The 26,779-nt window shown below is 69.8% G+C and carries 23 protein-coding genes; 16 read left to right on the top strand and 7 right to left on the bottom strand.

The window, feature by feature from the left end:
* Positions 1 to 16 precede the first annotated feature (16 nt).
* Complete coding sequence (locus ACFRKB_RS21400) at positions 17 to 943, top strand: hypothetical protein (RefSeq protein ID WP_383107808.1); 927 nt, start codon at positions 17 to 19, stop codon at positions 941 to 943.
* Positions 944 to 1,006: 63 nt separating this feature from the next.
* On the opposite strand, the gene ACFRKB_RS21395 is transcribed toward ACFRKB_RS21400, so the two are convergent.
* The 3 genes from ACFRKB_RS21395 to ACFRKB_RS21385 all read right to left on the bottom strand — a co-directional run bounded on the left by ACFRKB_RS21395 (position 1,007) and on the right by ACFRKB_RS21385 (position 4,549).
* Positions 1,007 to 2,104, bottom strand: a complete 1,098-nt coding sequence (locus ACFRKB_RS21395; RefSeq protein WP_383107807.1) for a carboxylate-amine ligase — start codon at positions 2,102 to 2,104, stop codon at positions 1,007 to 1,009.
* Positions 2,105 to 2,509: 405 nt separating this feature from the next.
* On the bottom strand, positions 2,510 to 3,082 hold the full coding sequence (locus ACFRKB_RS21390; protein ID WP_383107805.1) for a snapalysin family zinc-dependent metalloprotease: 573 nt from the start codon (positions 3,080 to 3,082) through the stop codon (positions 2,510 to 2,512).
* A gap of 1,116 nt (positions 3,083 to 4,198) precedes the next feature.
* Entirely contained in the window at positions 4,199 to 4,549 is a 351-nt protein-coding gene (locus ACFRKB_RS21385; protein ID WP_383107804.1) for a VOC family protein, read from the bottom strand.
* A 201-nt stretch (positions 4,550 to 4,750) separates the two neighbouring features.
* Here ACFRKB_RS21385 and ACFRKB_RS21380 point away from each other — a divergent pair, with 201 nt between their 5' ends.
* The gene (locus ACFRKB_RS21380; protein ID WP_383107802.1) at positions 4,751 to 5,569 is read left to right on the top strand and encodes a phosphotransferase family protein; all 819 of its coding nucleotides are present in this window, start codon (positions 4,751 to 4,753) and stop codon (positions 5,567 to 5,569) included.
* Positions 5,570 to 5,808: 239 nt separating this feature from the next.
* On the opposite strand, the gene ACFRKB_RS21375 is transcribed toward ACFRKB_RS21380, so the two are convergent.
* Positions 5,809 to 6,237 carry a hypothetical protein gene (locus ACFRKB_RS21375; protein WP_383107801.1) on the bottom strand — a complete coding sequence of 143 codons (429 nt, stop codon included), beginning with the start codon at positions 6,235 to 6,237 and terminating at the stop codon, positions 5,809 to 5,811.
* A 263-nt stretch (positions 6,238 to 6,500) separates the two neighbouring features.
* Here ACFRKB_RS21375 and ACFRKB_RS21370 point away from each other — a divergent pair, with 263 nt between their 5' ends.
* Together ACFRKB_RS21370 and ACFRKB_RS21365 are read left to right on the top strand one after the other, a co-directional pair.
* Positions 6,501 to 8,720 (top strand): beta-N-acetylhexosaminidase family protein, encoded by a 2,220-nt coding sequence (locus tag ACFRKB_RS21370; protein WP_383107800.1) that lies wholly within the window; start codon positions 6,501 to 6,503, stop codon positions 8,718 to 8,720.
* 34 nt (positions 8,721 to 8,754) lie between these two features.
* The gene (locus ACFRKB_RS21365) at positions 8,755 to 9,774 is read left to right on the top strand and encodes a BtrH N-terminal domain-containing protein (protein ID WP_383107798.1); all 1,020 of its coding nucleotides are present in this window, start codon (positions 8,755 to 8,757) and stop codon (positions 9,772 to 9,774) included.
* 49 nt (positions 9,775 to 9,823) lie between these two features.
* Here ACFRKB_RS21365 and ACFRKB_RS21360 read toward each other — a convergent pair whose 3' ends face one another.
* On the bottom strand, positions 9,824 to 10,684 hold the full coding sequence (locus ACFRKB_RS21360; RefSeq protein WP_383107797.1) for a helix-turn-helix transcriptional regulator: 861 nt from the start codon (positions 10,682 to 10,684) through the stop codon (positions 9,824 to 9,826).
* A gap of 127 nt (positions 10,685 to 10,811) precedes the next feature.
* Between ACFRKB_RS21360 and ACFRKB_RS21355 the strand changes: the two genes are divergently transcribed.
* From ACFRKB_RS21355 to ACFRKB_RS21335, 5 genes are all read left to right on the top strand, one after another.
* Positions 10,812 to 11,807: an aldo/keto reductase gene (locus ACFRKB_RS21355; protein WP_383107796.1), complete on the top strand. Its 996-nt coding sequence runs from the start codon at positions 10,812 to 10,814 to the stop codon at positions 11,805 to 11,807.
* A 153-nt stretch (positions 11,808 to 11,960) separates the two neighbouring features.
* Positions 11,961 to 16,247 (top strand): nSTAND1 domain-containing NTPase, encoded by a 4,287-nt coding sequence (locus ACFRKB_RS21350; RefSeq protein ID WP_383107794.1) that lies wholly within the window; start codon positions 11,961 to 11,963, stop codon positions 16,245 to 16,247.
* Between the two features lie 85 nt (positions 16,248 to 16,332).
* A complete protein-coding gene (locus ACFRKB_RS21345) occupies positions 16,333 to 17,310 on the top strand; it encodes an aminoglycoside phosphotransferase family protein (RefSeq protein ID WP_383107792.1) in 978 nt (325 codons plus the stop codon).
* 10 nt (positions 17,311 to 17,320) lie between these two features.
* The gene (locus tag ACFRKB_RS21340; RefSeq protein WP_383107790.1) at positions 17,321 to 17,845 is read left to right on the top strand and encodes an SMI1/KNR4 family protein; all 525 of its coding nucleotides are present in this window, start codon (positions 17,321 to 17,323) and stop codon (positions 17,843 to 17,845) included.
* A 140-nt stretch (positions 17,846 to 17,985) separates the two neighbouring features.
* Complete coding sequence (locus tag ACFRKB_RS21335; protein ID WP_383107788.1) at positions 17,986 to 18,462, top strand: hypothetical protein; 477 nt, start codon at positions 17,986 to 17,988, stop codon at positions 18,460 to 18,462.
* Positions 18,463 to 18,547: 85 nt separating this feature from the next.
* Here ACFRKB_RS21335 and ACFRKB_RS21330 read toward each other — a convergent pair whose 3' ends face one another.
* Positions 18,548 to 19,180, bottom strand: coding sequence for a TetR/AcrR family transcriptional regulator (locus ACFRKB_RS21330; protein WP_383107787.1), 633 nt, complete (start codon positions 19,178 to 19,180; stop codon positions 18,548 to 18,550).
* 92 nt (positions 19,181 to 19,272) lie between these two features.
* Between ACFRKB_RS21330 and ACFRKB_RS21325 the strand changes: the two genes are divergently transcribed.
* The 6 genes from ACFRKB_RS21325 to ACFRKB_RS21300 all read left to right on the top strand — a co-directional run bounded on the left by ACFRKB_RS21325 (position 19,273) and on the right by ACFRKB_RS21300 (position 24,224).
* A complete protein-coding gene (locus ACFRKB_RS21325) occupies positions 19,273 to 20,769 on the top strand; it encodes an FAD-dependent monooxygenase (RefSeq protein WP_383107785.1) in 1,497 nt (498 codons plus the stop codon).
* A gap of 185 nt (positions 20,770 to 20,954) precedes the next feature.
* Positions 20,955 to 21,566, top strand: coding sequence for a hypothetical protein (locus ACFRKB_RS21320; protein WP_383107783.1), 612 nt, complete (start codon positions 20,955 to 20,957; stop codon positions 21,564 to 21,566).
* Positions 21,567 to 21,678: 112 nt separating this feature from the next.
* Positions 21,679 to 22,263: a GNAT family N-acetyltransferase gene (locus tag ACFRKB_RS21315; RefSeq protein ID WP_383107781.1), complete on the top strand. Its 585-nt coding sequence runs from the start codon at positions 21,679 to 21,681 to the stop codon at positions 22,261 to 22,263.
* Positions 22,247 to 23,200, top strand: coding sequence for a phosphotransferase family protein (locus tag ACFRKB_RS21310; protein ID WP_383107779.1), 954 nt, complete (start codon positions 22,247 to 22,249; stop codon positions 23,198 to 23,200). Before ACFRKB_RS21315 ends, ACFRKB_RS21310 begins: the two co-directional genes overlap by 17 nt.
* Positions 23,201 to 23,303: 103 nt before the next feature.
* Positions 23,304 to 23,678: a VOC family protein gene (locus tag ACFRKB_RS21305; RefSeq protein ID WP_383107777.1), complete on the top strand. Its 375-nt coding sequence runs from the start codon at positions 23,304 to 23,306 to the stop codon at positions 23,676 to 23,678.
* A 135-nt stretch (positions 23,679 to 23,813) separates the two neighbouring features.
* Entirely contained in the window at positions 23,814 to 24,224 is a 411-nt protein-coding gene (locus ACFRKB_RS21300) for an ester cyclase (protein ID WP_383107775.1), read from the top strand.
* A gap of 18 nt (positions 24,225 to 24,242) precedes the next feature.
* Here the strand turns inward: ACFRKB_RS21300 and ACFRKB_RS21295 are convergent, their stop codons facing one another.
* On the bottom strand, positions 24,243 to 25,946 hold the full coding sequence (locus tag ACFRKB_RS21295; RefSeq protein ID WP_383107773.1) for an alpha-keto acid decarboxylase family protein: 1,704 nt from the start codon (positions 25,944 to 25,946) through the stop codon (positions 24,243 to 24,245).
* A 247-nt stretch (positions 25,947 to 26,193) separates the two neighbouring features.
* Between ACFRKB_RS21295 and ACFRKB_RS21290 the strand changes: the two genes are divergently transcribed.
* A complete protein-coding gene (locus tag ACFRKB_RS21290; protein WP_383107771.1) occupies positions 26,194 to 26,712 on the top strand; it encodes a DUF4232 domain-containing protein in 519 nt (172 codons plus the stop codon).
* Positions 26,713 to 26,779: the final 67 nt, after the last annotated feature.

Genomic DNA, 26,779 nt, shown 5'->3' with positions numbered 1-26,779 from the left:
CCGGGCCACCGACCCCATGAACCCACTCCTCGCCACCCTGGGCGGCAAGCTCACCGAACGCTGGCTGAACCTGCTGGTGCTGCCGGGTGCCCTCTTCCTCGCCGTCACCGCCGTCGGTGCGACCCTGGGGCACCGCCACTGGCACGACGTCGACCGGCTGCGCGCCACCCTGGACGACCTGGCCGTCCTCCCCGCACTCGACCGGACCGGCACGGCCGCACTCCTGGTGGCCCTCGTCCTGCTCACCGCCGCCGCGGCCTCGCTCGCGGCGCAGTTCCTCGGCGGTGCCGTCGAGCGGTACTGGCTGCGTGCGGGCCGGGACCCGTTCTCGCGCGCCCGCACCGCACGGCGTTGGCGGCGGTGGAAGCAAAGGGACACGGAGCTTGAGGACGCCGTCGCGCACGCCGGTCCGACCGGTGCCGGAGCCCATGGCGCGGTGACGATCCCGAGAAACACCTGGGACCGGATCCAAGCCCGCACGGAGGCTCGCGACCGCATCGCACCGCGCGCACCGACACGCCCCACCTGGTACGGCGACCGCATGCAGGCGACAGCGGACCGGGTCGAGGCCGCCTACGGGGTGGACCTCGCCGCCCTGTGGCCGCGTCTGTGGCTGATCCTCCCCGAACCCGCCGTACGGCAGATCCAGTCGGCGCGCGACTCCTTCGGCGCCGCGGCCCGCCTCACCGCCTGGGCCGTGGGATACGCCCTGCTCGCCGTGTGGTGGTGGCCGGCCGCGCTGGTCGCTGTCGGCTGCGGGACCGTGGCCCGTTCCCGCGCCAGGACCGCGCTGGACGCGCTCGCGGGCCTCATCGAGGCGGCCGTCGACGTACACGGCCGGGAACTGGCCACGCGCGTCGGTCTGATCGCGCTGGACGCGACGGGACTGCTGGCCCATGACACGGGAGACGGGATGTCGGAGGTGTTCAGGAAGGCCGAGTGACGCTCATGCGACGGCTCTGAGAGGAGCTTGACGCCGCCGGTGTCCGTGGGCGCGACGTCGTGCTTACTTCAGAAAGTGGGAGCGCAGATAGGCCGACACATCAGTCAGGCTGCCGCCCTCCTGGATGATCCTCCGTTGCCGGCCGGCCCAGGAACCACTCTGGCGCATCTCCACCAGGAGATCGTTGACCAGAGCGAGGTCCCCCGCATCGGACAGCGCGGGAGTGACATGCTTCACCAGCCGTTCCACCAGGGTCCAGGCGGGGAGCGGGCGCCCGGAGGACATGTCCAGGGCGTCGCCCTCCAGGCCGTACCGGGCAGCTTGCCAGTGGGCCGCGACCAGCAACTGTTCGGATACCGACGGCGGTTGGGCGTCGCGTTCCACCGCCTGCAGGCAGGTGGAGACCAGCGCGCGGGTCAGTCCCGCCAGCAGGATCACGGTGTCGCTGGTGGGGCAGACATCCATGACCCGTATCTCGATGGTGGGCACCTCCTCGGCGGGGCGGGCGAACCAGTACGCCATCTTGCGGTCGATGATGACGCCGGAGGCGACCAAGCTGTCGAGCAGGGCGTCGTACTGTGCCGCGTCGGCGAACAGCGGAGCCGGACCGGCCACCGGCGTGTACGCCCACCACGTTGACCGAAAGCTCGCGTATCCGGTCTCCGTTCCCAGTGAGATGGGTGAGTTGGCGGCCAGTGCCTGCAGTGTGGGCAGCCAGCCCCGAAGGTGGTTGCTCACCCGGACGGCATGTTCCCGGTCGGGCATACCGACGTGGACGTGCAGGCCGCACGGTATATGACCGAACACCAGCTCACCGTACTTCTCGTGGATCGCGCGATAGCGGGAGCCGCCGGTCGGTGGCATGTACGGGCCGGACACCAGTTCCGTTCCGCACGCCAGCACCGCGCAACCCGCCTCCTCCGCGGCGGCCGCGGCGGAGGAGCGTAAGGAGCGCACGTCATCGGCCAGCAGGGACAGTTCGCGATGCGGTTCCGTCACCGCCTCGACCACCGCCGCGGACACCTCCGGCTTCAGCCGTTGAGCGGGTCCGTTGGCGGGCGCGGCGGCAATCACTGCCTCGAAGGCGGGCACGGCCGCCCCGCTGTCCGGATCGACCAGGAGGAATTCCTCCTCAGCACCGACAGTGAGCGGTTGCGCCATGGGGTTCTCCTCCCGGGCTTCGGAGCCTTGAGTATGTGCACGGCCGGAGCCTCACCGCCATACCGCCGACCCGTAACCGGCCACCCGCCCCGCACGCCGCATCGATGGATCGTTGGCCTCAAGTGGCTTGATTCACAGGGGTGTTGGGGCGTGCCGGACCGTGATCCGGTGTGCGCCGTGGCAGTTCCGGGCGGGTCCGTACGGAGTCCCGCGAAACGGCTCACCGTTGCGTTCGCGCTGGCGTCGCGGTCGCCAGATCGTGGCGGAGATCCGGGAGATCCGGGGGCGCCGTGGGATCCGGGGGAGCCGTGGGATCGCGGGGAGCGCATCCCCGTACCGTGCACGCCCCGGAACACGATCCGCGCTCCGGGGCGTACGGTCACTCCCGCTTGGGGGTCCCGCGTGTCAGTCCACGATCATGACGTTGAGCGGCACTGCCCCACCCGTCCGCGCGAACGCGCCGCCGAAGTTGCCCTCGACCTCCGCCTTCTCGGCCGTGTTCGGGTAGGGGTTCGTGCAGGTGGTTCCCGCGCTGGAACCGGACATCAGGCTCGAACAGGGGCCCGGCTTACGGTCCGGCAGACCCAGGATGTGGCCCAGTTCGTGGGAAGAGATGCGTATGGTGTTGTGTCCTTCGACCACCGCCTGCCGTCCGATGTAGACGGTTCCGTTGCCCAGCGAGGTGGTAATGGCACGGGGCCAGCCGTCGTCCGCCAGGACCCGTATGTTGGCCCGCTGTCCGGCCGCCGCCGGCCGCAGTTCGACGGCATCGACGCTCTCGTTCCAGATCGCCGCGCCCCGGTCGACCGCGGACCTGAACTCCGCGGAACCACTGGCGTCGTAGGTGACTACACGCGCGGCCAAGGCCCTGTCGGCGTCCGCGTCCGCGGAAGGGGCGGCCACGGCCTGGCCACCCATCAGAGAAAAGGTCAGGGCCGCGGCGGCAGCGAACCCGCTGGTCAACTTACGGACGTGCATGGTCGACCTCCTAAGGGAGAAATAGTCGTGCACATGACATGACTTTCCTGCTCACTGCCCAGAGAAGACTGAAGCCAATCCGTCAATCCAGACCGGCCGTACCGAAGGCCACGGCCGGCGTGAGCGGACCATCATGTCCGTATGTCATCCGACCGATGGCTGGACCACGACGGACAGACACACCATTCGCGGTCCCCGAGGTTGTCCAATACTCACCCAGGACCCGCGGCTGTCGCGCCGATAGGCGCCTGATGCGTGGTGACGGAGTCCCCGCTCTTGACAACGAGGTCCGTGCGGTGAGGCTGGCTCGCGGGAACGTCAGCCGGCACACTGAGTCACCGCAGTCGCCCCGCACACTGATAGTCGGATGCGCGTCGGCGTACATGACCGTACTCTCACGCGGATGGCCAGCTTTGAGACGCATCGTCGACGCGTGCACGACACGAGCCGTACCGTCCGTGCCCGTCATGCCGCGTTCCGGACGTGCGTCGTCGTCTTCGCCCCTTACGGCTTCCGTGCCACCTACCATCACCTGTGTCGTAGCGCACGGATCCCCACTGACCTGAACCAGGACCCGGCGTCACTGATCCGTGCCGTGGAGGAGCTTCACGCGGCCCGCCAACTCTGGCTGGCGAGTGAGGCCGCGTTCGCGGCCCGCCGCCGACAAGAGAAGGCCGCCGGACTTCGCGCGCCCAGGGCCGATGGCAGCTGGCGGGACCAAGGACGCGGTTCACAGGGGCGCCTGGCCTACTGTCCCAATCCCGAATTCCACCCCACCGAACCACTTCCGATAGTGGTGGAGCGCTTACTGCGCTCCACGGTCCCGTCCACAGCGGCGTCCTCGTCGTGCCGTGTCTGCGGCGGGGACGAAGGAACGACTCGTTGGAGGACGGCTTATTTCCTGCACCGGCTGTGCGCGCGATGCGGGGTGAGTCTCCACATGACAGGGGCCGCCGTCGCCGACCGGAAGGTTCTTCGGTTTCGAGCCGAGCGATGGAACGAGATCTGGAGCCGCACAGCTTGACCAAGCCCCCCAACCGCGTGTGGGCCGCACAGATCTTGGAGACAGTCTGCCGCGCGACAGACAGAGGATCGGCTACTCGGTGCCGGGATTCCTCACAGATCGGTGGCCCGCTCATGGCGGGGCTCGTACAAGCCCACCTCGCCGCCACCCGGCAAACGGAGCCTGGTCAGCCGTCCCCAGCGCGCCTCGGTGACCGGCCGCGTGAACTCGACGCCCTTCGCGGCCAGGTTCGTCATGGTCGCGTCGACGTCGTCGCACATCAGATAGAGCTCCTGCGTTTCCGGGCCGTCCGTGGGATGTACGGCGACCTCGGTCGGCGGAAGCTTGAAGATCAGCCAGCCGCCTCCCGCGTCAACGTGCGGATACTCCAGCACATCCCTGAAGAACGCCCGGTCCGCTTCCGCGTCACGGCTGTAGATGATGACGTGTCCACCATTGATCACGCGGCCAGGGTAAGTCCTCACTGGGGCCATGCGGTGCTGTCACGTCATACAGAGTGTCGACGGACGGTGCCGCGATCGCGCGACTGGTAGGGGCGGGGCGAATGGGGACACTGCGCGGAACATGATCCACGGGAGGGCGGCGGCCACAGCCTCGCACGGTCATCGCTCCAGGACCCAGGGACAGGGATCTAGAGTCGTGGCATGGGAAGTCCGAGCCGCGGAAGCCTGAGCCGCGATCGTGCCACAGATGCCCGTCGGGCAACGGCCGCGCACCTCCCCGGCTACCGGATCGACTCCGTGGTGCCGCTCGGTGAAGGTGAGGACAACATCGCCTGCGTGGTCAACGGCGAGTTGATCGTACGCTTCAGCAAGGACCCCGATCCGGCACGCCGGGCCGCGCAGGTGAACAACGAGGCTCGCCTGCTTGCCGCCGTCGCGGGCTTCTCACCGCTGCCCGTCCCCGAGCCGAGCTTCACGGTCGCCGAGCAGGGCTGTCTGGCCTACTTCACACTCCCCGGCCTGCCCCTCATCGACCTGCCCGTGTCGCAACGGTCGGCCCACGCCAGGTCGATCGCGGCCACGCTCGGCGAACTGCTCACCGCGCTGCACAGAGTTCCCGTCGGCCCGATGGCCGAGCTGGTGGACACCGATGACCAGCCGAAAGCGCTGTGGCTACGCGAGGCCGCGGAAACCTACGCCGCGATCGCCGAAACGGTACCGATGGCGCACCGCCCGGCTGTGGAGGCATTCCTCGACGCGCCACCGCCGACCGATCGATACGCCCTGGCGTTTTCCCACAACGACCTGGGGATCGAGCACGTTCTCATCGACCCGGCCACGTGGACGGTGACCGGCGTCATCGACTGGAGCGACGCCGCGATCGCCGACCCGGCCCATGACTTCGGCCTCCTGTACCGCGACCTCGGTCCTGCCGCCCTGAGCCTGGCCTGCGCAACTACCGAACCGCCACACCGACTTCTGCTCCGCCCCAGCGCACGGCCGCTGTACGCGCAGCCGTGAGGCCGACGAATCCCCTCGCGCTCGGCGACAACGACAACGACGTGGACCGTTTACGCCTCGCTCGGCGGGGCCCGCAGCGGACCGACGCGGGCCTCGTCCCCGGCGTTGAGGCGGAGTACGAACGGGCCTCGCATACTGGGACAGGAGACAACAGAGCTTCCGAGGAGAGGGCGGGCGTGGCGGGGGAGCGGTACGAGTGAGCAGAGGAACGTCCCGTTACGTCGGGACCGTGACGGGGATCAGGGGCGCCCGTAGCGCTTGCACAGCAGGTACGTGACCGGGGCGCTTGTAGCACCGTCATCGAGGCAGATTCGCACGAAGGCCGCACCACCGGGAACGTTCGCATTGACGACAGGCATGCTGATTGTGTCGCTCTTGCCGCACACGTTGTAGAGGCTGTACTGCTTGTCCAGTTCGTTGCCGGCGCTGTCGAGGGTGAACGCCGTGGTGCCCCGGCAGCTTGCCGGGTCGACCGACTTGTGTTCGCCCGTCACGGTGACCGACCGGTTGTACCAGGTGATCGTGCCCCTCGTATATGTGTTCCCGAGGGTGACGTCGAACGCGCTGGTCGGGTAGGCCGAGGTCTGGGCGGTGGCCGGGGGCGCGCCCAGGAGTGTGCCCGTGGTCAGTGTGACGGCGCTGAGTGCAGCGGCAAGACGAATGCGCATGAGATCCCCCGGAGTTGAGCCTGTCACGGCTGCGGTTCAAACGCCTCCAGTCTCCGGGTTGGCATCGACTGCGTCCATAGGGCTGATGGAGCCCAAATGCGCCTGGATGCGGGGCTGTTGACCCGTTCCTTCCCGGCTGTAAGACTCACACCAACAGGCGGTTTAGACCACTTGGGCTCCGCGTGTCCCATCATGCCCATTTCTCCGGCTCGCGGAGAGCCACGCCATGACCGAGCGACACGGTGCTGAGCATGGGAGGAACGATGAGAAGAAGGATCGCCCGGGGCACCCCGGCCGCCGCTGTCGCTGTCGCCGCGGCTCTCGCGTTGAGCAACTCAGCACCAAGCACCTCAGCATCAGGTAACTCAGCACCCCTTCCGGCCGCTGCCACCCAGCTCGCCCCGGCCCCCCAACTCGCCGCGGCGGACCTGCCCGCCGTCTTCCCCACCCCCCAGTCCCTTGCCCGTTCGGGTGACGACATCGCCGTCACCGACAGGGTCGTCGTGGTCACCGACGCGCGGACGGACACCTCGGCCAAGGCCCGCCTCGTGGAGTACCTCACAGCGCACGGTGCGGCCCGCGTCGATGTCACAGATCCCCTACACACCCCGAAGCCTTCCCCGCACCTGCTCACCGTGCTGCTGGGGCCGGCCCAACGGCCCGACATCGCACGGACGCTGGGCCGGACCCGGGCCCCCGACCGCACGGACGGATACGCGGTCTCGGTCCGTCCGGGCCGGCACGGCGCCCCCGACGTCGTCGCACTCGGCGGCCACGACGGCGCCGGGCAGTTCTACGCCGTCCAGACGTTGCGGCAACTCTTCCACCGTGCCGCAGGCAAGCGTTGGAAGGTGTCGAACGTACAGGTCAGCGACCATCCTTCGATGGCTCTGCGCGGCACGATCGAGGGCTTCTACGGACAGCCCTGGACGCATGCCGAACGCCTGGACCAGATGGATTTCTACGGCGACATCAAGGCCAATACCTATGTCTACGCGCCCAAGGACGACCCCTACCACCGCGGCAAGTGGCGGGACCCCTACCCCGCCGACAAACTGAACGAACTCGGCGCACTCGTCGGGCGAGCGGCGGCCAACCACGTGCGCTTCACCTTCGCCGTCTCTCCCGGCGAGTCGATCTGCTATTCCGACCCAGCCGACCGTACGGCTCTCACGGCCAAGCTCCAGGCCATGTACGACCTGGGCACCCGAGCCTTCTCCATCCCACTGGACGACATCAGCTACACCAAGTGGAACTGCGACGCCGACCTGACGACCTATGGCGCCCCCGGCCGGTCGGCCGCTGCCGCCGCGCAGGTTGATCTGCTCAACGATCTACAGCGGAACTTCATCGCCACCCACGAGGGCGCCCAGCCCCTGCAGATGGTCCCGACCGAATACGGTGACCTGACGGACACCGCGTACAAGCAGAAGCTGCGGGCCTCACTCGACCCCGCGGTCGTGGTGATGTGGACGGGCACGGACGTCGTACCTCCCAGCATTACCAACACCCAGGCCGACGCGGCCTCCCAGCTGTTCGGCCGCAAGGTCTTCGTCTGGGACAACTATCCCGTCAACGACTACGGCAACACCTCCGGCCGGCTGCTGCTCGCCCCGTACGACAAGCGCGAGGCCGGTCTGTCCGACCATCTCAGCGGCATCGTCGCCAATCCGATGAACCAGCCCTACGCGAGCAAGGTCGCCGTCTTCGGCGCGGCCGACTTCGCCTGGAACGACCGCGCCTACCAAGCCGCCACGAACTGGCAGCGTGCGATGTCCTACCTCGCCGGCGGCAACACCGCGGCCACCGAGGCGCTCCTCACCTTCGGCGACCTGGAGCATCTCGCTCCCACCTTCGGCGCCACGCCCTGGCAGAGCCAGGCGCCCCGGCTCAGCGCGCACGTCACCCGCTTCTGGACCACTTGGGACGACGGCGACCGTGAGAACGCCGTCCGGGAACTGCGCAGGTACGCACGGGGTGTGGAGCGGTCCGCCGCCACCATCCGCGGCGGCGCGGTGCAGAAGGGATTCACCACCGACGCGGCACCCTGGCTGGACGCGACCCAGTTGTGGGGCAGCGCGGCCGTCAAGATGATTGACGCCCTCTCCGCCCGCGACCACGGCGACCAGCCGGGGTCGGACAAGCTCGCCGCCGAGTCCCGCTCCCTCCAGGCTCAGGCCAGGGCCGTGCGTACCGTCCCTGCCCGCAACACCTGGGGCGAGGTCGCGCCGAAGGTCGGCGACGGTGTACTCGACAGCTTCCTGGTGCAGGCGGACTCTCGCCTCACCCTTTGGGGATGCGGGGAGTCGAGCGCGCGAGCACGTGGGGATACTCGATCCACGAGTTCGGCATCCACGGTACGCCGTCCGCCGGCGGGAACGGCGGCGTTCGCAGGCTCCCGTCCGTCCTGGCGTATGGGTACAGCGGTGGACTCTCGCACCGTGGGAGGGTCCACTATGGTGGCGTGCGAGAAGAACTGGTGACCCGGCCGGTCATCCCCCTCCAGGAGCACATGGCATGACCACGGTCATCAACATCGACGCTCGCGGTACGCGGCACTGCGAGACGACAGCCCTCGGCGTGCTGCTGAGGCACCGAGGGCTCGATCTGTCCGAGCCCATGCTCTTCGGCCTCGGCTCCGGTCTGTCCTTCATCTACTGGGACAGCAAGAACATGGACTTCCCCTTCCTCGGGGGACGGGTCAAGCCTTTCGACCTCACCAGGAACCTGGCCGCCATACTCAAGCTGGAACTCCTGGTCCAGGAGACCAGCTCGCCCCGCAGGGCATGGCAGAACGTGGCGACCCCCATCAGCGCCGGCGACCCCGTCGGACTACAGCTCGACAGCTACTACCTGGAGTACTTCGGGTCGACGGCGCACTTCGGCGGTCATGTCGTCGCCATGTACGGCTATGACGACCACAACGCCTACCTGGTGGACACCGAACAGCAGGGCGGAGCGGTATCCACCAGCCTGACCAGCCTCGCCCAGGCCAGGGCCGCGCGCGGCCCGATGACCGCCAGACACCGGTCCTTCACCCTCACCGCTTCAGGGAACCCGCCCTCCCCGCAGGGCCAGATCGTTCCCGCCATCACCGCCTGCGCCGACGCCTTCCTCCACCCGCCCATCGCCAACCTCGGCCACCGAGGCATGGAGAAGGCCGGCAAGCTGGTACGCACATGGCTCCAGCGCACCGACAACCCGGAACGGGACCTGCCGCAGGCCGCCCTCCTGATGGAGAAGGCCGGCACCGGCGGCGCCCTGTTCCGTAACCTCTACCGGGACTTCCTCGCCGAATGCACCCAACTGCTCGACAGCGGCCACCTGCGCACCGGCCACGCACTGTACGCGGAGGCAGCCGCCCTGTGGACGGAAGTCGCAGCGCTGATCACAAGGGCCGGTGCATCAGGCGATGTGCGCTGCCTCGTCCAGGCAGGCACCATCCTCTGCGATCTTTCACGAGTGGAGCGCGAGGCCATGCAGGCGCTGAGCCGCCTGGGGCGTTCAGCAACTCCGGACCACCCTCGCGCGACGTGACCGGGGGATGACGGCCCTCGAACGAGCCGGTGCGCCGCGGTCGGGCGCTTCACCGTACGGGCGTGTCCGTTGTCCCCGTGGGGAATTCCTCGATGCCGAGTACCCGTAGCAGTTCCAGCCGCTCGCGGGCCTCGGCGTCCGCCGGGGTGAGCACCAGCAGTTGCTGCCCCTGGTCGGGCGTGACCAGCGTCTCGCAGTCCATCAGCAGACGGCCCACCCGGGGGTGCAGCATGGTCTTGCGGTCGGCGCGCCGGACCGCCACCTCGTGCTCGGCCCAGAGCCGCCGGAAGTCGGCGCTCGCGGCCCGCAACCGGTCGACGAGCCCGGCGACCGCGGGGTCAACGGACCGGCGGCCGGCGGCCGCGCGCAGGTCGGCCACGAGCTGGCGGGCGTGGTGGTCCTGTTCCTCGGGCGGGCTGACGGCGCGGGTAGCGGGTTCGGTGAACCAGCGGTACACGAGGTAGCGCCGGTCGCCGGTGAAGCCGGTGTGGTCGCCTGCGAGCAGGACGGAGGCACGGTTCTGGGCGAGGATCTCGCCCAGGTCGGACAGCACCAGGGCCGGGGTGTCGCCGAGCAGGTCGAGCATGCGCATCAGGCCGGCGCGGGCCAGCCGGGCCACCCCGTCGGCGGGCGGTGGCTGGTGGCCGGCCAGGTGGAACAGGTGGTCACGCTCATCGTCGGAGAGGCGCAGCGCCCGGGCCAGCGCGCCGAGCAGCTGGGGCGAGGGCTGACTGCTGCGGCCCTGCTCAAGGCGTACGACGTAGTCCACCGACATGCCGGCGAGCATGGCCACCTCTTCCCGGCGCAGCCCGGTGGTGCGGCGGCGGGGGCCGTCGGTGATGCCGACCTCGGCCGGGCGGATCGCCTCGCGGCGGCGGCGCAGGAAGTCGGCGAGCTGGTCACGTTGCATGGCCCCATGGTCCCTCGCGGCGGCCGAGCCGATCCAGGGAGCGGCGCTCCCATGATGAACGCTCCGCTCCCGTAGCTCGCGGCGCGGGCGCAAGGTGGGTGACAGATCGACGACGAAGGAGAACGCGATGCAGACACGAACCCTGGGCAGCACCGGCCCGGCTGTATCCGCGCTGGGCCTGGGCGCCATGGGGATGTCCGGCGCATACGGCGCGGCAGACCGCGCGGAGAGTATCGCCACCGTCCACGCCGCGCTGGAGACCGGCGTCACGCTGATCGACACGGGCGACTTCTACGCCATGGGCCACAACGAGCTGCTGCTCGCTGAGGCGCTGCGCGGCCGGGATCGGGACAGCTACCGGCTGAGCGTCAAGTTCGGCATGCTGCGGGGGCCGGGCCCCGGGTTCGGCGGGCACGACAGCCGTCCCGAGGCGGTGAAGAACTTCCTGGCGTACTCACTGACCCGGCTGGGCACCGACCACATCGACATCTACCGTCCCGCCCGGCTGGACCCGGCGGTGCCGATCGAGGAGACGGTGGGCGCGATCAAGGAGATGATCGACGCCGGGTACGTACGGCACCTCGGCCTTTCCGAGGTCGACGCGGCGACGGTCCGCCGGGCGCACGCCGTGCACCCGGTCGCCGACCTGCAGATCGAGTACTCGCTGATCTCCCGCGCGGTGGAGGCGGACATTCTGCCTGCGCTGCGCGAGCTCGGCATCGGCCTGACCGCGTACGGCGTCCTCGGCCGCGGCCTCATCTCCGGGCACTGGTCCGCCGGCCGCACCGCCGGCCCCGGCGACAGCCGCGGCTTCGGCCCGCGGTTCTCCAGCGGGAACGTGGAACACAACCTCGGCCTCGTGGAGGCTCTGCGGCGGGTCGCCGAGGCGAAGGGGTGCACCGTCGCCCAGCTGGCCATCGCCTGGGTGGCCGCGCGGGGCGAGGACATCGTGCCGCTGGTCGGTGCCCGTACCCGCGAGCGGCTGGCCGAGGCGCTGCCCGCGCTGGAGCTGGACCTCACCGCGGCCGACCTCGCCGAGATCGAGAAGGCGGTGCCGCCGGGCGCGGCGCGCGGCGACCGTTACCCGTCCGCGTTCATGTCCGGCCTCGGCGTGGGGAACTGAGTCCGGCGCCCCCGGGTACGACCCCCACCGCACCCCCCAGCGGTCGGTTCCGCGGTCACACCGGCCTGGAATAGAAGTGACCGCGCAGACTCCAACGGGGATACTGCGTAGGGCAGTTGACCCAACGGGGGTCGCGGTGACGCGGAGGTCGCGGTGACAGCTGCGGAGACGGGCACGGGGGCCGGGTCGCGGAGCCCCGAAGAGGCGCTGGCTGCTGCCGTGGTCCGGGTCAAGGGCCCCGGTGGTGAACTCGCGGGCGCCGGCTTTCTCGTCGCCCCCGAACTGGTGCTGACCTGTGCCCACGTGGTGAACGACGCCCTTGACCTGCCCCGCGAGGACGAGGTGGCGGCGGGCACCGAGGTCTTCGTCGACCTGCCCTTCGCCGAGGGCGGCGGCGCGGCGGAGGTCGAGCGCTGGGTGCCGGTACGGGCGGACCAGACCGGTGACATCGCGGTCCTCCGGCTGCGGGCGGCGATCCCCGGGGCCCGCCCGCTGAACATGGCCGACACCGAGCGGGTGTGGGGCCACGACGTACGCGTGCCGGGCTTCCCGCGCCGCTCCCCGGGCGGCGTCTGGCACTACGGACGGCTGCGCGGCGGCACCGCGGAGGGCTGGGTGCAGCTGTCGCAGGCGGATCCGCACGGCGTCCCCGTCGAGGAGGGGTTCAGCGGCAGCCCGGTCTGGGACGAACAACTGCGGGCCGTGGCCGGCATGGTCGTCGTGGTCCAGCCCGGCGGGGTCCGGCAGAGCTTTCTCATTCCCACCCGCACCCTCGTCGCCGAACTGCCCGAACTGGCGCCCGTGGTCCGCCCCGCGTCGCCGTTCCGCGGTCTGTCCACCTTCCAAGAGGCCGACGCGGACGTCTACTTCGGGCGGCAGGACGACATCACCGACGTCACCGAACTGCTCGCCGGCTCACACCCCTGCGTCACCCTCATCGGTCCCTCCGGCTGCGGCAAGTCCTCGCTCGCCCGCGCGGGCGTGGTGCCGCGGATGCGTGAGCGGGGCCATGTCGTCCTGGTGGTGCGCTCCGGCGAGGGCGCCTCCCTGCGGGCGGCGCTCGCCTCGGAGCTCGTCACGGCCGTACGTCCCCGACTGCGCGGAGCCGCGAGGGCTCAGGAGGTGCGGCAGCTGGAGGATCTCCTCGCGGAGCGCGGACTCATGGACGCCCTGCGCATGACCGGCGGGGAGCGGGAGCGGCGGCTGCTCGTCCTGCTCGACCAAGGCGAAGAGCTGCTCGCCGGACCGGACGGCGAGATCGAGGAGGCTGTCCGGCTGCTGTTTCCCGAGCGTCGTCCCGACGGACTGCGGGTGTGTGTCACCCTCAGATCGGACTTCACGGACGCGGCCCTCAGCCATCCGCTGCTCGGCCCGGCACTCGGCCGCGGCCCGGTGCGGCTGATCGCCCCGATGTCCCGCGCGCAGTTGGAGCAGGTGATCCGCAGTCCCCTTGAGGCGATGCCTGCCGTGACATACGACGACGGGCTCGTGGAGCGGATGCTCGACGACGCGGGGGACGGCCCCGGCGCGCTGCCGCTGCTGGGCTTCGTCATGGCGCAGCTGTGGGACGGGCAGGCCGCGGGGCGGCTGAGATTCGATACGTACCGTGAAGTCGGCGGCGTACAAGGCGCGTTGGGGCGGTACGCCGAAACCGTCTGGCGGCAGTGCGTCCGCGAGGCCGACGAGGCCGAGGCGATGTGGCTGCTCACCGATCTCGTCCGGTTTCTGCCGGGCGGCGAGGCGCCGCTACGCAATGCCCTGAGCCAGGAGGAGGCGGGTGCGGGGCGGTGGCGGATCGCGACCGCGCTCGCCGAGCGGAGGCTGCTCGTACTGCGCGGCGGTGGCGGGGAGGCGGTGACCGCCGAACTCGCCCATGAGGCACTGATCGGCGCCTGGAAGCGGCTTGAGGAGCGGGTGCGGCAGGACCGGCAGTTCCTGGCCTGGCGTGCGGAGCTGCGGCACGACGTGGAGCGTGGGCAGCTCCTGGTGGGTGAGCCGCTGGCGGAGGCGGAACGGTGGGTGGCGCTGCGGGGCCCCGAACTGACCGGCACGGAGCGGCAGTTCATTGACCGGTCGGTCGGAAGCCGGGTGGCGGGGGAGGAGCGTGCCCGGCGGCGGGTGCGGCAGAAGCGGTGGTTCATCAGCGGACTCGCCGTCCTGACCGTGCTCGCGGTGGTCGCCTCCGGGCTCTTCGTATGGCGCAACGCGGAGCTGGACGGGCAACTGCGGCGGGCCGCGTCCGAGCAGTTGGCGGTACGGGCCGAGCAACTGGACGACGTGTCGGTGGTGACATCGGCTCTGTTCTCGGGGGCGGCCTATCGGACGGCTCGGGAACCGGCCGCCCGCGCCGCGCTGATCAGGCAGTATCTGCGGCTGCGCCACGTGGAGCGGGTGGTGTGGGACAACCACGCTCCGGTCCGTGATGTCGCGATGAGCGAGGACGGCGAGCGGATCAATGTGGGCATGACCTCCGGCGACGCCGTCGGACTGACGCTCGGTGCCGACGAGGTGCACGAGCGCGGCCTGCCGACCGGATCGAGGATCGTCACGCTCTCGCCCGACGGGCGCATTTCCGCGCGGGCGTCGGTCGAGGGGAAGGTGTCCCTGGGAATCGCCCCGGAGGACGGGGACAAGTGGCGCACGGTGGTCCTGAGGGACGGCGACGCCCTGCGGGAGAACGCTCGCGCCGCCACCGACCTCCGCTTCGACGGCACCGGGAGCAGAGTGCTCGCCGCACTGCCCGGCGAAGGAGTCCTGGCCTGGGAGGCCGAGAGCGGCAGGCGCGTGGGCAAGGCGCTGCGCGCGCCGGAGGGATGGGAGACGGCTCAGGCGTGGTTCGGTCCGGAAGGAACGGTCATCGGCCGGATCACTCAGGAAGGCGCGGCCCAAGGCGCCGAGGGCCGCCTCGTACGCTGGAACCTCGACAGCGGCCAACGGGACTCGGCGACATGGGGAACGGACCGGACCGCCGCCGTCACGGTCAGCGGCGACGGCCGGACGCTGGTGCGGTGCACTCCGGAAGGGCTCCTGCAGTCCTGGGACCTGACCGGCAGTCCGAAAGTGCGCAATCAGTACAGCACGCGGCAACTGGGCCTGGTCTGCCCGCTGTACGTGCCGCGTCTGGACCAGTCCGGCCGTTACCTCATCAACCCGGTGCAGCGCTTCGGCGCCTCTCTCGGCAGGTTCCGGTTCCTGGTCATCGACCTGGTCCAGGGACGCCCCAGCACGCTCGACCTGCCCGCGCCCGCACAGGAGGACGAGTCGTTCACCGGCAGCTCGCAGTTGCCCGCCGTGGCGCTGACCGGGCCGCCCGGGAAACTCCGGGCCGCGGTCGGCGTCGGGGCGACGGTGATCGTGGCGCGTGTTCCGGAGCCGTCCCCGTTCGACAGCGCCATGCTCACGGCCGGGATCAGGACCGTGGACGCCGACCACAACCGCGTCATCAGCGTCGACGCCGACGGCAAGGGGCTGCGCCTGTGGGACCTGCGTACGCACAGGTCACTGGCGGCGGTGCGGCCGTCGCGTCCGCTGGCCGCCGTGTACAGCGCGTACAGCCCGGACGGCACCCGGGTCCTCACGCCGGCGGCGGACGGTCGCACCGTCGTGGTGTGGGAGGTGAGCGGGAGCACGCTGAAGGAAGTGGACCGGATCGATCTGCCCCGGCCCCCGGACATCGACCCCACGGGCCCGGACCCGCGCTCCGGGCGCACACCGGCATGGGTCAACATCACCTTCGACGGCCCGGACCATGTGGTGATCTCGGCGCTGTCGTACGTCGTGCGCTGGGACCTGACACGGGGCCGGGAAGCGGGCACGGCCTACCGGCCCAGGGCCCAGGAGTCCGTCGAGGTCTCGTTCGCGGCCGCCGGCACCTGGGCGGTGGCACGCCCAGGCCACGGGCAGGCGGCGGTGCGCACACCGGACGGGGAATACGACATCGTGATCTGGGACTTCGAAGAGGGCCGGGAGGTCGGTTCGATCGACGTCAAGGAGTTCGGCGCGGTCAAGCAGTTGGGCTTCGACCCCACGGGACGGCTCCTCGCGGTGCTGACCTACGACGGCGCCGTACGGGTGTGGGACATGGACAAGGAAGGCGAGGAGAAGTGGCTCAAGCCACTGACGTACCGGGGTGTCCAGTGGCTCGGCGCCTTCGCCTCGGAGTCCACCCTGAGCACCCAGAGCACGCTGAACGAGTACACCACCTGGGATGTTCGCAGCGGCACCGAGCGCTACCACTTCACACCGGGGTACGGCGCGACCGCCGATCTGACCGCGGACGGCGCGTTCATGGGTCTGGTCGACGGATCGGACGGCCATATCCTCGAACTCGATCCGGAGCGATGGCTGAAGAAACTGTGCGAGGTGGCGGGGCGCGGCTTCTCGTCGGGGGAGAAGTCCCTGGCGCCGCCGGGGAGCAGGACGGACCAGGTATGCGACTGACAGTCCGATCCGCGTCCGCCGCGGGAGCGTGACCCGGACTCGTCCGGAACCGGGCAGGGCCGCCGCCCGGCTACTGTTGCTCCGCATGACCCACATCGAGAGCGCGATCACCGCGGAGCTGGTCCGGGATCTGCTGCGCGACCAGCACCCCGACCTGGCGGATCGCCCCGTGCGGCTCGGCGCGCGTGGCTGGGACAACCAGCTGTGGCGGCTCGGTGACGATCTCGCCGTCCGGCTGCCCTGGGCGACACAGTCCGCCGACGCGCTGTTGCGCAAGGAGCACGCGTGGTTGCCCGCTCTCGCGCCGCGCCTTCCCTTGCCGGTCCCCGTCCCGCAGCGCCTCGGGGAGCCCTCGGCGCTGTTCCCGCGGCCCTGGATCGTCACCACCTGGGTGCCGGGCGAGCCCGCCGACCGCGCCCCCGCCACGCGCGCCGCGGAGTCGGCCGACGCCCTCGCCGCCTTTCTCACTGCCCTTCACCGTCCCGCTCCCGACGAGGCGCCCACGGGCCGAGACCGCGGGGGCCCGCTGGCCGACACCGCCGACCACTTCACCCAAGGACTCGCCTCGGCCGCCGAACTGGGGCTGATCCGCGACCCGGACGCCGTCCGCGCGGTGTGGGAGGACGCCGCTGCCGCGCCCGACTGGGCGGGCCCACGTCTCTGGCTCCACGGTGACCTGCATCCGGCCAACGTCCTGACCACGAACGGCACCGTCTCCGGCGTGATCGACTTCGGCGACCTGTTCGCCGGCGACCCCGCCTTCGATCTCGCCGCCGCTTGGATCCTGCTGCCGGACGGAGCCGCCGACCGCTTCCACGACGCCTACCGGCCGAGCCCGGACACCGCGACCCTGCGCCGCGCCCGCGGCTGGGCGGTGCTGCGCGCCCTCAGCTGCCTCCACATCGGAGAGGCCGGCGTCCATGGCCGCCCCGGGGGCAAACCCACCTGGGGCCCGCCCGCCCACGCCGCACTGCGACGCCTCACCCAGAGGGTCGAGGAGACTGTCCCCCGTACTGCGGTCAACTCCAGGACCGGACACAACCGGCATCGGCTCGACGTGTGAGAAGGACATCGTGGTGGCAGCGCTCCCAGAGATAACAGCCCTGTTGGGCGAACCCCGGTTCAACTGGTCGGATCCGGCTCCGTGGACCGAACTGGAGCGGGAACTCGTTATCGCATTTCCTGCGGACTTCCGTGAGATCGTCGACGCCTACGGTTCGATCGAGATCAACAAGCAGTTGTATCTGAAGCACCCCGCCGGCCACCTTCTGCACAGTCTGGGAGATGACATCAGGGGGGATCTCGATCTCTGGCGCGAGGAGGACATGGCGGAGTTCCTGCCGAGTCCGGTGGGGGCGAACCCGGGAGAACTGATGCCGGTGGCATCGGCCACGACGGGCGAGGCGGTTTTCCTTCGCATTCCCGACGACTCCTCGTCGCCCTGGCGTGTTGTGGTCCAGGAGTTCGACAGTCCGGCCTGGACTCTCTACGAGATGACGTTCAGTGAGTGGTTGCTGGCTTATCTCAAGGGCAGGGACGTCACGTTGTGTTCTCGTAACGTCGCGCCTGACGGACCGTACTACGAATTCCTGCCCTGAAAGGTGGGTCCGACCGGGCCCTTCGACCGCTATTCGTACACGCGCTCGCGAGCGTCGGACTGTTGCCGGGACAGCTCATTGTCGTTACGACTTGACGTCGCACTCGGCCTGGTGGTGCGCCACGAGTGCAGGTTGCACTCATGGAGAGACAACCGCAGGCCCCGACCGGTCACGGTGGGGGATGCCTGTTCAACGGGTGCGTGGTTCTCTGTGTTCTGTTCGTCCTGACCTTCGCGGGTATGTGGATCTGGACAGCAACGCAGCCGGCCCGCGATGAAGCCGCAGCGCGTGCGGATCTGCGCGAGACCGTCGACGAGCGCCGGAACGACCTGGTCGAGGCCGCGGCCGACGGCGTTCTGCAGGACGACGAAATCATCCGGCTGTTTCCTCCGGAGAAGCCGGCCAATGGGCTGGTGGACGTGGAACGACGAGGCGAGACCACCACCGTCACCGCGGGCCTGCTCGGGCACGGTCCTGCCAGAGCGTTCATATTCGTTGTCGAGGAGACCGTGCCGGGCTGTTACGCCTTCGACGTGACTCCTTCCGCACACGGGAAGGTGCGAGTAGCCGCACGCGAACTGCCTGACGACACATGCGACGCACGGTCAGCCCGGTGAGTGGCGATCCGAATACGGTCACACGGTGAGTGCGTCGTGGCCCGGCGCCCCCCGTGCGTCCCCGTGGAACAGCCCCTCACCGTTGCTACGTCAGCCGGCGCAATCCGTTCTCCAGCAGCGCGAACGCGTGCTCGGCGTCCTTCACGGCACCCGCGTAGCGCTCGTCGGCGGGTTCCCCGTACGCCAGGCGTTCGGCGTTGTCCTGTGCCAGCGCCCACTGCACCGCGACAATCTGGACGGCGGCCAGCCGCGCGGTGAGTTCGGGAGTATCCGCTGTTTCGCGCAGTGCCTGGGCGAGCGCGTGTTCGGCGCCGGTCTTGAACCGTTCCATCCGGGCCACCAGCGAGGGCGCGTCGAGGATCATCCGGTGGAGCCTCCGCACCTGGGGATGGTCGTTGAGCCCGGTGATCGGGTCCCGCTCGCGCAGCCCCTGGAGGAAGTGCTCGCGTACCGCGGTCAGCGGGGCGGTGCGGGGCGGGCGGGCCCGTACGACGCGTGCGATTTCGGTCTCGTGGTCGGCGAGGCGATGCACCACGAGGTCTTCCTTCGTCGGGAAGTAGGCGAAGAGCGTGCGTTTGGAGACCTCGGCCGCCTCGGCCACCTGAGCCACCGAGACCTGGTTGAAGCCGTGTGCGAGGAACAGCGTGATCGCCGCCTCGGAGATCGCCGTGCGGGTCCGCTGCTTCTTGCGTTCCCGTAGCCCTGGCGTGCCGTCCACGGCATCCACGGTAGCAAAGACCTGCTCCGAGGTTATTTCTGCACCGGGTATACTTTTACCCCAAGGTGAGAGATGCGAGAGAGGGAGCGAAGGTGTTGGCGGAGATCGAGACCGAGGTCGCCATCGTGGGTGCCGGCCCGACCGGGCTGATGCTGGCGTGCGAACTGGCCCTGGCCGGGGTCGAGACCCTGGTGCTGGAGAAGCTGCCCGGACGCGTCGAGCAGGTGAAGGGCGGCGCGATCCAGCCCCGTACCGCTGAACTGCTGGAGTCGCGCGGGCTGCTGGAGCCGCTGCTGAGGCGGGCCGTGCCGAGTGATCCGGTGGGCGGGCACTTCGCGGCCCTGCCGGTGCCCTTGGACTGCACCCCCTGGCAGACCAGGCACCCTTTTCTGATCGCGATTCCCCAGTGGGGGATCGAGGAGGTGCTGGAAGAGCGGGCGACCGCCGGCGGTGCGCGGGTTCTGCGCGGCACCGCGGTCTCAGGGGTCGAGCCGGACCACCACGGCGTGACGGTGACGGCGGACGGTCTGCGTGTGCGGGCACGCTATCTGGCGGCATGCGACGGCGGCCACAGTACGGTGCGCACACTGCTCGGGCTGCCGTTTCCCGGCAGGCCCGGCACTCATCAGGCGGTGCTGGCCGACATCCGTCTGTCCGCCGTATCGTCGCTGGTGCCACGGCAGTTGGGGCACATGAGCACACTGACCCGTCAGGGCGGCGGCCACTGGGCCATGCTGGCCCCTCTCGGTGGTGACCGGTACCGGTTCACTTTCTGGAGCGCGGCCCAGGAGGACACCGCCCGCGAGACCCCCGTCACCCCTGAGGAGATCACCACCGCGCTGCGGGCGGTGTACGGCGAGGAGACCACCCTCGGCGCGGTGGACAACTCGTCGCGGTACACCGACGCCACGCGGCAACTGGAGCACTACCGCGCGGGCCGCGTCCTGTTCGCCGGGGACGCCGCGCACATTCATCCGCCGCTGGGCGGCCAGGGCCTGAACCTCGGCATCCAGGACGCGTTCAACCTCGGCTGGAAACTGGCCGCGACCGTCCAGGACCGGGCGCCGAGCGGCCTCCTGGACAGCTATCACGCCGAACGGCATCCCGTCGGAGCCCAGGTGCTGCACCACACCTCGGCACAGCGGGTCCTGGCCGATCCGCACCCGAGCGAGGACGTGTCCGCCCTGCGCGACATCTTCATCGACCTGCTGCGCCTGCCCGACGCGAACCGTCACCTCGCGGGACTCATGTCCGGCCTGTCGCTGCGCTACGAGCTGTCCGGCGAGCATCCGCTCACCGGCCGGCGGTTGCCGGACGTCGATCTGGTCACCGAGGCCGGCCCCACCCGGCTGTCGGCGCTGTTCGGTTCGGGGCACGCCGTCCTGCTCGATCTGGCCGGAGTCGTCCCGGCCGGTCTCCGACTCCCGGCACGAGTCGACCTCGTCCGCGCCGCATGCGCCGACGATGTGGGTGCCGCCGCCCTGCTCTTCCGGCCCGACGGCTATCTCTGCTGGGCCGCGGACAACTCCGCCGCCTGTGGCGAAACCCTGCTCTCCACCATCGCCGGCGGTCTTGCGGTGGTGCCATGAGCCCCCTGTCCTCGTCACCCGCTTCGAGGGGCGCCGTCCACGGAAGTCCTCTCACAACCAGGGTGCGGTGCGGGACAGTTCCGATGGACTGCCAAGATGGCGGCTGATCATTTGGCTGATCATTTCTCGGGCCGGTCCTGTGGTGGCCGCGGGCGGCCGAGTGCGGGCAGTGCGAGGGGGCATATATGTGTGCTGCGAGAGGCGACGGCGCGAGAGCCGTGACGAACGGGATGGACGAGGCTTCGTATCCGGAGGACGCGGGCGACTCGGATCGCGGGGGCTCCGGGTCGCGGCGGCGACTGTCGTGTCTGGCGGCCGTGGTGGCCGTCCTCGCCCTGGTGGCGGGAGGAGTCGTCTGGCTGTTCCAGGACGAGTTGTTCCATCCATTCGGGGACGCCCGCGCCTGTGAGGGCAGCGACACGGCGCTGCCGGGGGTGATCTCGGCCGGGGGCGTGCCGATCCCGGCCGATGCCTCGGACATCCACTACGTCACCGAAAACGGCAGCGCCCAGGTCTCCTTCCTGAGTGATCAGTTGCCGGACTACCTGCACCGCGCGGGAATCGTCCCGGAGGGAAAGTCCGTGCTCGACAAGACCTACGGCGGGGCGTACGGGCTCGGTGAGGGCGAGGGTGAGCTCCCCGAGGGGCTCTGCGGACCGGCTCTCAAGGGACCTGCCTGGGGCTATGTCAGCATGGATCCGGGCCCGGACGTCAGCATCCTGGTCGAACGTTCCCCCATCGACGAGAGCACCTTCCGCTCCCCGGCCCGTGTGATCGCCTCCTTCCCCGTTCGCTGAGCGAGAGAGGCCAGGCTGCGCGGCTGGGGAGCACTTCGAGCGTGCCTGGTCGGGCAACGGGCAGCGGATAATGCGTTGTCGGTCTCAGCTGGGCTGCGAGAGCATCCGGTGCATGGAAGAGCCCGCCGAAAGCCTCAGTTCCGACCAGGTTGAACTGCGCCGGTGGCGCATGAGCGATCTCGACGCCTTGGAACGCGCGATCTACGAGTCGCTGGACCATCTGGTGCCGTGGATGCCCTGGGCGGCTGACCCCGGCAGGCAGCAAACCGCCGACTTCCTCGCCAGAAACCAGGAGGAGTGGGAGACCGGGCAAGCCTTCGGCTATGCGATCACATCGGATGCCGCGGTGATCGGCAGCTGTGGCCTGATGCGCCGTGTCGGGGCGGGTGGCCTCGAAATCGGCTACTGGCTGCACCCTCAGTGGACCGGACGGGGTCTGGCCACGATGGCCGCCGCGGCTCTCGCCCGCCAGGGCTTCCAACTGGCAGGCACCGACCGCGTCGAGATCCATCACGATGCCGCCAACCCTGCCAGCGGAGCCGTCGCCCGCCGCCTGGGATTCACTGAGGTTGAACGCCTACGAGCGCCTGAAGGGCCCGAAGCTCCTGGCGAAGCGGGGATTGATGTCATCTGGCGGATGACGGCGGACCAGTGGAAGGCAAGCGCGGTGAGGTGGCACGGTGACCAGTCACGATGAGGCGACGGCTCTCCGGCCGTTGACACTGGCCTGGGTGAGCCGGCACCTGGCGGCCGGCGAACGGGTCGTCAGAACCGAGGCGTTGCACGGCGGCATCACCGCCGAAATGCGGAGGCTGACCATCGGCACGCGGGACGGAGGCACCCGTGACCTGGTGCTGCGGAGCTTCGTCAACGTGGAGAACGCCGAGGACGGGCTGAACAGGGAGGCCGACGCCCTGACCCTGCTCACGGGGACCGGCGTGCCGGCTCCTGGGCTGGTCGCGGTTGATCCCACCGCCGCGCATTGCGAGTATCCATCGCTCCTCATGACACATCTGGCGGGCCGGACGGTCCTCGACGACGAGGGAGTGGAGACGCGCGTCCCTCTGCTGGCCCGTCAGCTCGTGGCGATCCACGCCCTGCGGCCCGCCGAGCGGCCCCGGACGTATGTGACGTTGACGACCGCCGACACCGTCGTGACTCCGAAGGGCGCCGACGCGGCGGCATGGGCCGCGGCGATCGACCTGATCCGCAAGCCCGCGCCGCCCTATGAAGGGCGATTCCTGCACCGCGACCTCCACCCCGGCAACGTGCTGTTCGACGTGCCGCCTTCAAGGCCGGCAGCTGCCCGGATCACCGGCGTCGTCGACTGGACAGGGGCCTCCTGGGGCCCGGTGGACCTCGATGTGGCGCACTGCTCCACCAATCTCGCTCTGCTGCACGGCCCGGCCTGGGGTCCGCGGTTCGCCGACGCGTATGAGGAGGCCGGCGGGGTGCTGGCCGCCACCGCGAGCGAGCGGCTGTACTGGCGGGTGCGGGACGGGCTGGCGTTCTCGGAGGACGTGCGGTTGGTGTCGCGGCCATGGCGGGAGGCAGGGCGGACGGAGCTGACGGCGCGGGCCGTGGAGGAGCGGCTGGACGCCTATGTCACCGCCCTGATGAACGCGCCGGGCTGAGCCAGGACGGTCCGGGGCACGGTCCCAGCCTCATCGTTCACCGCTCAACCAGCCGCCCCTAGGGTGTTCCTCGCGGAAGTCCACCGACTGGCCCGGAGATGCCATGCCCCTGCACATGAGGTTGAGCGCGATAACACTCGACTGCCCTGATCCGCCGGCTTTGGCGGCGTTCTATCAGCAAGCCACCGGACTCGAACCTCATCCAAAGTCGAACCCCGACTTCGCGGGTCTCAACCATGCGGACGGACTCCTCATGGGCTTTCAACGGGTCGACGACTACCGGGCTCCCTGCTGGCCCGACCAGACAGTTCCCCAGCAGCTTCACATCTGCTTCAAGGTCGAGGAGCACTTGGACGAGGTTGAGGGCCGGCTGCTGGAACTGGGCGCCGGCAAGCCGGATCACCAGCCTCATGATGCCGCCAAGGCGCGGGTTCTCACCGATCCGGCGGGGCATCCCTTCTGCATCGTCCGTAGCTGACCAGGGGGTGTCCCGCGGGGCGCGTGCATCGGTAGGCAACCAGAGGCCATGACACCTACCGTGGGAAGCGGGAAGGGGCGACTGCGGCAGCCAGGACCGGCACGCACGCCCGAGATCACAACGCCGAGGAGCGCCATGTCGCGCAACAGCAACCTCGCCATCCTGGAAAAGCTCGGATCGGCGGTCAACAGCAACCATCTCAGCGAGCTGGACAACTACTTCGCGCCCGACTCGGTGGATCACGACCCAGCCCCCGGGCAGGTCCCGGGGCCGGAGGGATACGAAGCGATGTTCGCCACGATGAGGCGGGCCTTCCCGGATTTGCACATCGAGGTCGAGCACGTCGTCGCCACCGACGACGAAGTCGCGTTCGCGTACACCATCACAGGTACGCATCGCGGTGAGTTGCTGGGGCACAGCGCGACCGGGAAGACGGTGAGCTACCGAGGCATGCAGATCAGCCGGTTCGCCGACGGGAAGCTCGTCGAGCGATGGGGCAGCAGCGACGAGCTCGGCATGCTGCGTCAGCTCGGTCTCACGACGTGATGGCCCTCGAAACCACTGTCAGAGCTGGACGCCGGGCCGGTGCTGCGGGCCGCGGGGACCGTAGTCGACCTCCGCCATTCCGTGGCCGGAGTCGATGACGAGCTGCGGGGCGTCGTACTTGTCCATGATCGCCTCGATGAAGATCATGCTGTCGTGCGGGGCGGCCAGTGCCTCCTTCAGTTCGGCCGGTGTCCGCACGACGAATGTCCGGGCGGTCGTCCCCGGGTGAAGGACCTTCGGCAGCTCGGCGTAGGCCCAGTTGGCGATGTCGTTGAAGTGCCCCTGCTTGCCGCAGATGGTGCGTTCGACCGTGTAGCCGCCGTTGTTGATCAGAAAGATGACGGGCTTGAGGTCGTGCCGGAGAATCGTCGACACCTCCTGCGCCGTGAGCTGGAAGGCCCCGTCGCCCACGAAGAGCAGGTGCCGCCGCTCCGGCGCGGCCAGGAGCGTGCCGAGGACCGATCCCACGCTGTAGCCGATCGAGCCCCAGACCGGCTGGGGGACGATGGAGCACTTCGGCGGCAGCCGCAGGCTCCAGCAGCCCGCCTCGGAGGTGCCGTCCTCGGCGATCAGCACGTCGCCCTCGCGGATGAAGCCCTGGACCATGCTCCAGTACGCCGCCTGGGTGAGCGGGCCCGGCATCACGGCCGCGCCCGGCTCCTGCGGTGTCTCGGCCTGCCGGGAGTAGCCCGAGGTCCTGGCGGGTGCCCTGTCGACGACCTGGCGGAGCAGTTCCTTCAGATAGACGGCCTGGTAGTTGTCCGAGCCGATGTCCACGGCGTCACCGCGGGCGTCGATCCGTCCGGCGGGAAGCGCGTCGCTGAAACCACCGGACGTCGTGTCCACCCGCCGTACGCCGACCGCCAGCAGGCCGTCGCTGTTCTCCACCATCTCGCGGATGTCGGACTTGCTGCCCGCTCCCGCGTAGAGGCCGAGGAAGTACGGGCTGGTCTCGTCGACGAGCCCCTTGACGGTGTTGACGGCGGCGATCGGCAGCCGCATCCTGTCCGCCAGCTCCAACAGCTCGCCGGTCACATCGAAGCGGTCTGCGTCGATGTCGACGAGGATCACGGGCGAGCGCGCGCTGGTGAGCCGGGCGACGATCGCGTCGGCGCAGGTGCTCAGCCGTTCGGGATCGCTCGCCGGCATGGCCAGCTCCAGCGGCTCCGGCGGGACCTCGACATCCAGGTAGGCGATGTCGGACGGCAGTTCCAGGTAGACCGGGAGCTTGCGCTGCCAGGCGGTGCGGATGAGCCGGTCGATCTCCGTCACGGCGTTCTGTGGCGTCAGCCTGGCCTGTGCCACCGTGACCTGGGTGTAGCCGCGCATGACGTCGTCGTACTCGGTGTCGCCCGAGGTGTGGTGCATCAGCAGCTTGCGGTCCAGCGCCTTCAACGGAACCGACCCGCAGACGCACACGACGGGTACGTGCTCACTGAAGGCGCCGGCGACACCGTTGATGGCGCTCCAGGCGCCGACGCCGTGGGTCACCACGAGGCCCGAGATGCCGGCGAGCCGCGCGTACCCGTCGGCCGCGTAGGCGGCGTTCAGCTCGTTGCAGTTGCCGACCCATGTGAACTCGTCGCGCTCCTCCATCTGCAGCAGGAACTCAAGGTTGTAGTCGCCGGCCACTCCGAACAGGTGTGAGATGCCCGCCTCCTTCAGGCGGCGCAGCAGGAAGTCGCCGATGGTCATGGTCGAACGCGCGGTCGTGGTCGTCATGTCGTTCCCTGTCTCGCGGCTTCCCGAGCACCTCGTGCCTCCCCCAGGCAAACCCGCCGGGAAGGCCCCCGCGACCCGGAGGCAGCCGCAGGAGTGACCAGGTGGGGTGGGCGCCGTCGCCCCGGGCGACTCGGCTGTGGTCGTCCTGAGACATTCTCCGCGAGAGCAGGCGGGCAGGAATGGTGTCGACCATGGCTCTGACGGTGAACACCCGCGGAGCCGTTGAACAAGGCAAGGAGTGTTCATCATGCGTACCAACCGGAAGATCGCCGTCACCCTCGCTGCCATCCTCGCGGCCACCGCGCTGACGGGTGCCGCCGGTGCGGGAGTCGCGCAGGCTTCGCCGGCGACGGGCGGGAGTGCGGCCCCTTCCGCCTGCCGTCCGGCCAACCACACCGCGAAGATCACCGACGCGCCCGCCAGCGCGGGGCACCGTCACTACCGCGTCACCCTGACCGCGCCGCGCGGGTACGAGCCGTGCGAGCTGGCCGGTTCGCCCACCGGCGTTCGGTTCTCGAACCATGGCTCGGACAGCGGGGTCACCGCGGGCAGCTACGGCGGCCAGGGGACTGTGGTGACCTTCGGTCCGGGCCGCCCGGTGCACTTCGACATCCAGGTTCCGAGCAGCCGCCCCGGTACCCCCGCGGACGAGGCATCGTTCACGCTCCGGGCCCCGGGCGGGCAGATCCCCGGCACATCTGTCGCGGAGGGCAGGCTCAAGGTGGCCGCCGGCGCCCTCGTCGGTCCGGTGCAGCGCGGCGCCTGACCTGCTTCCGTACCCCGGTGACGTACCCCGGTGGCGTTCCGCAGCGGCGCGAATTCGGCGATGTGAA

The sequence above is a fragment of the Streptomyces scopuliridis genome (genome assembly GCF_042790125.1).
GTDB classification, from domain to species: Bacteria; Actinomycetota; Actinomycetes; order Streptomycetales; family Streptomycetaceae; genus Streptomyces; species Streptomyces scopuliridis_A.
This window is presented reverse-complemented; position numbering and strand designations above follow the sequence as displayed.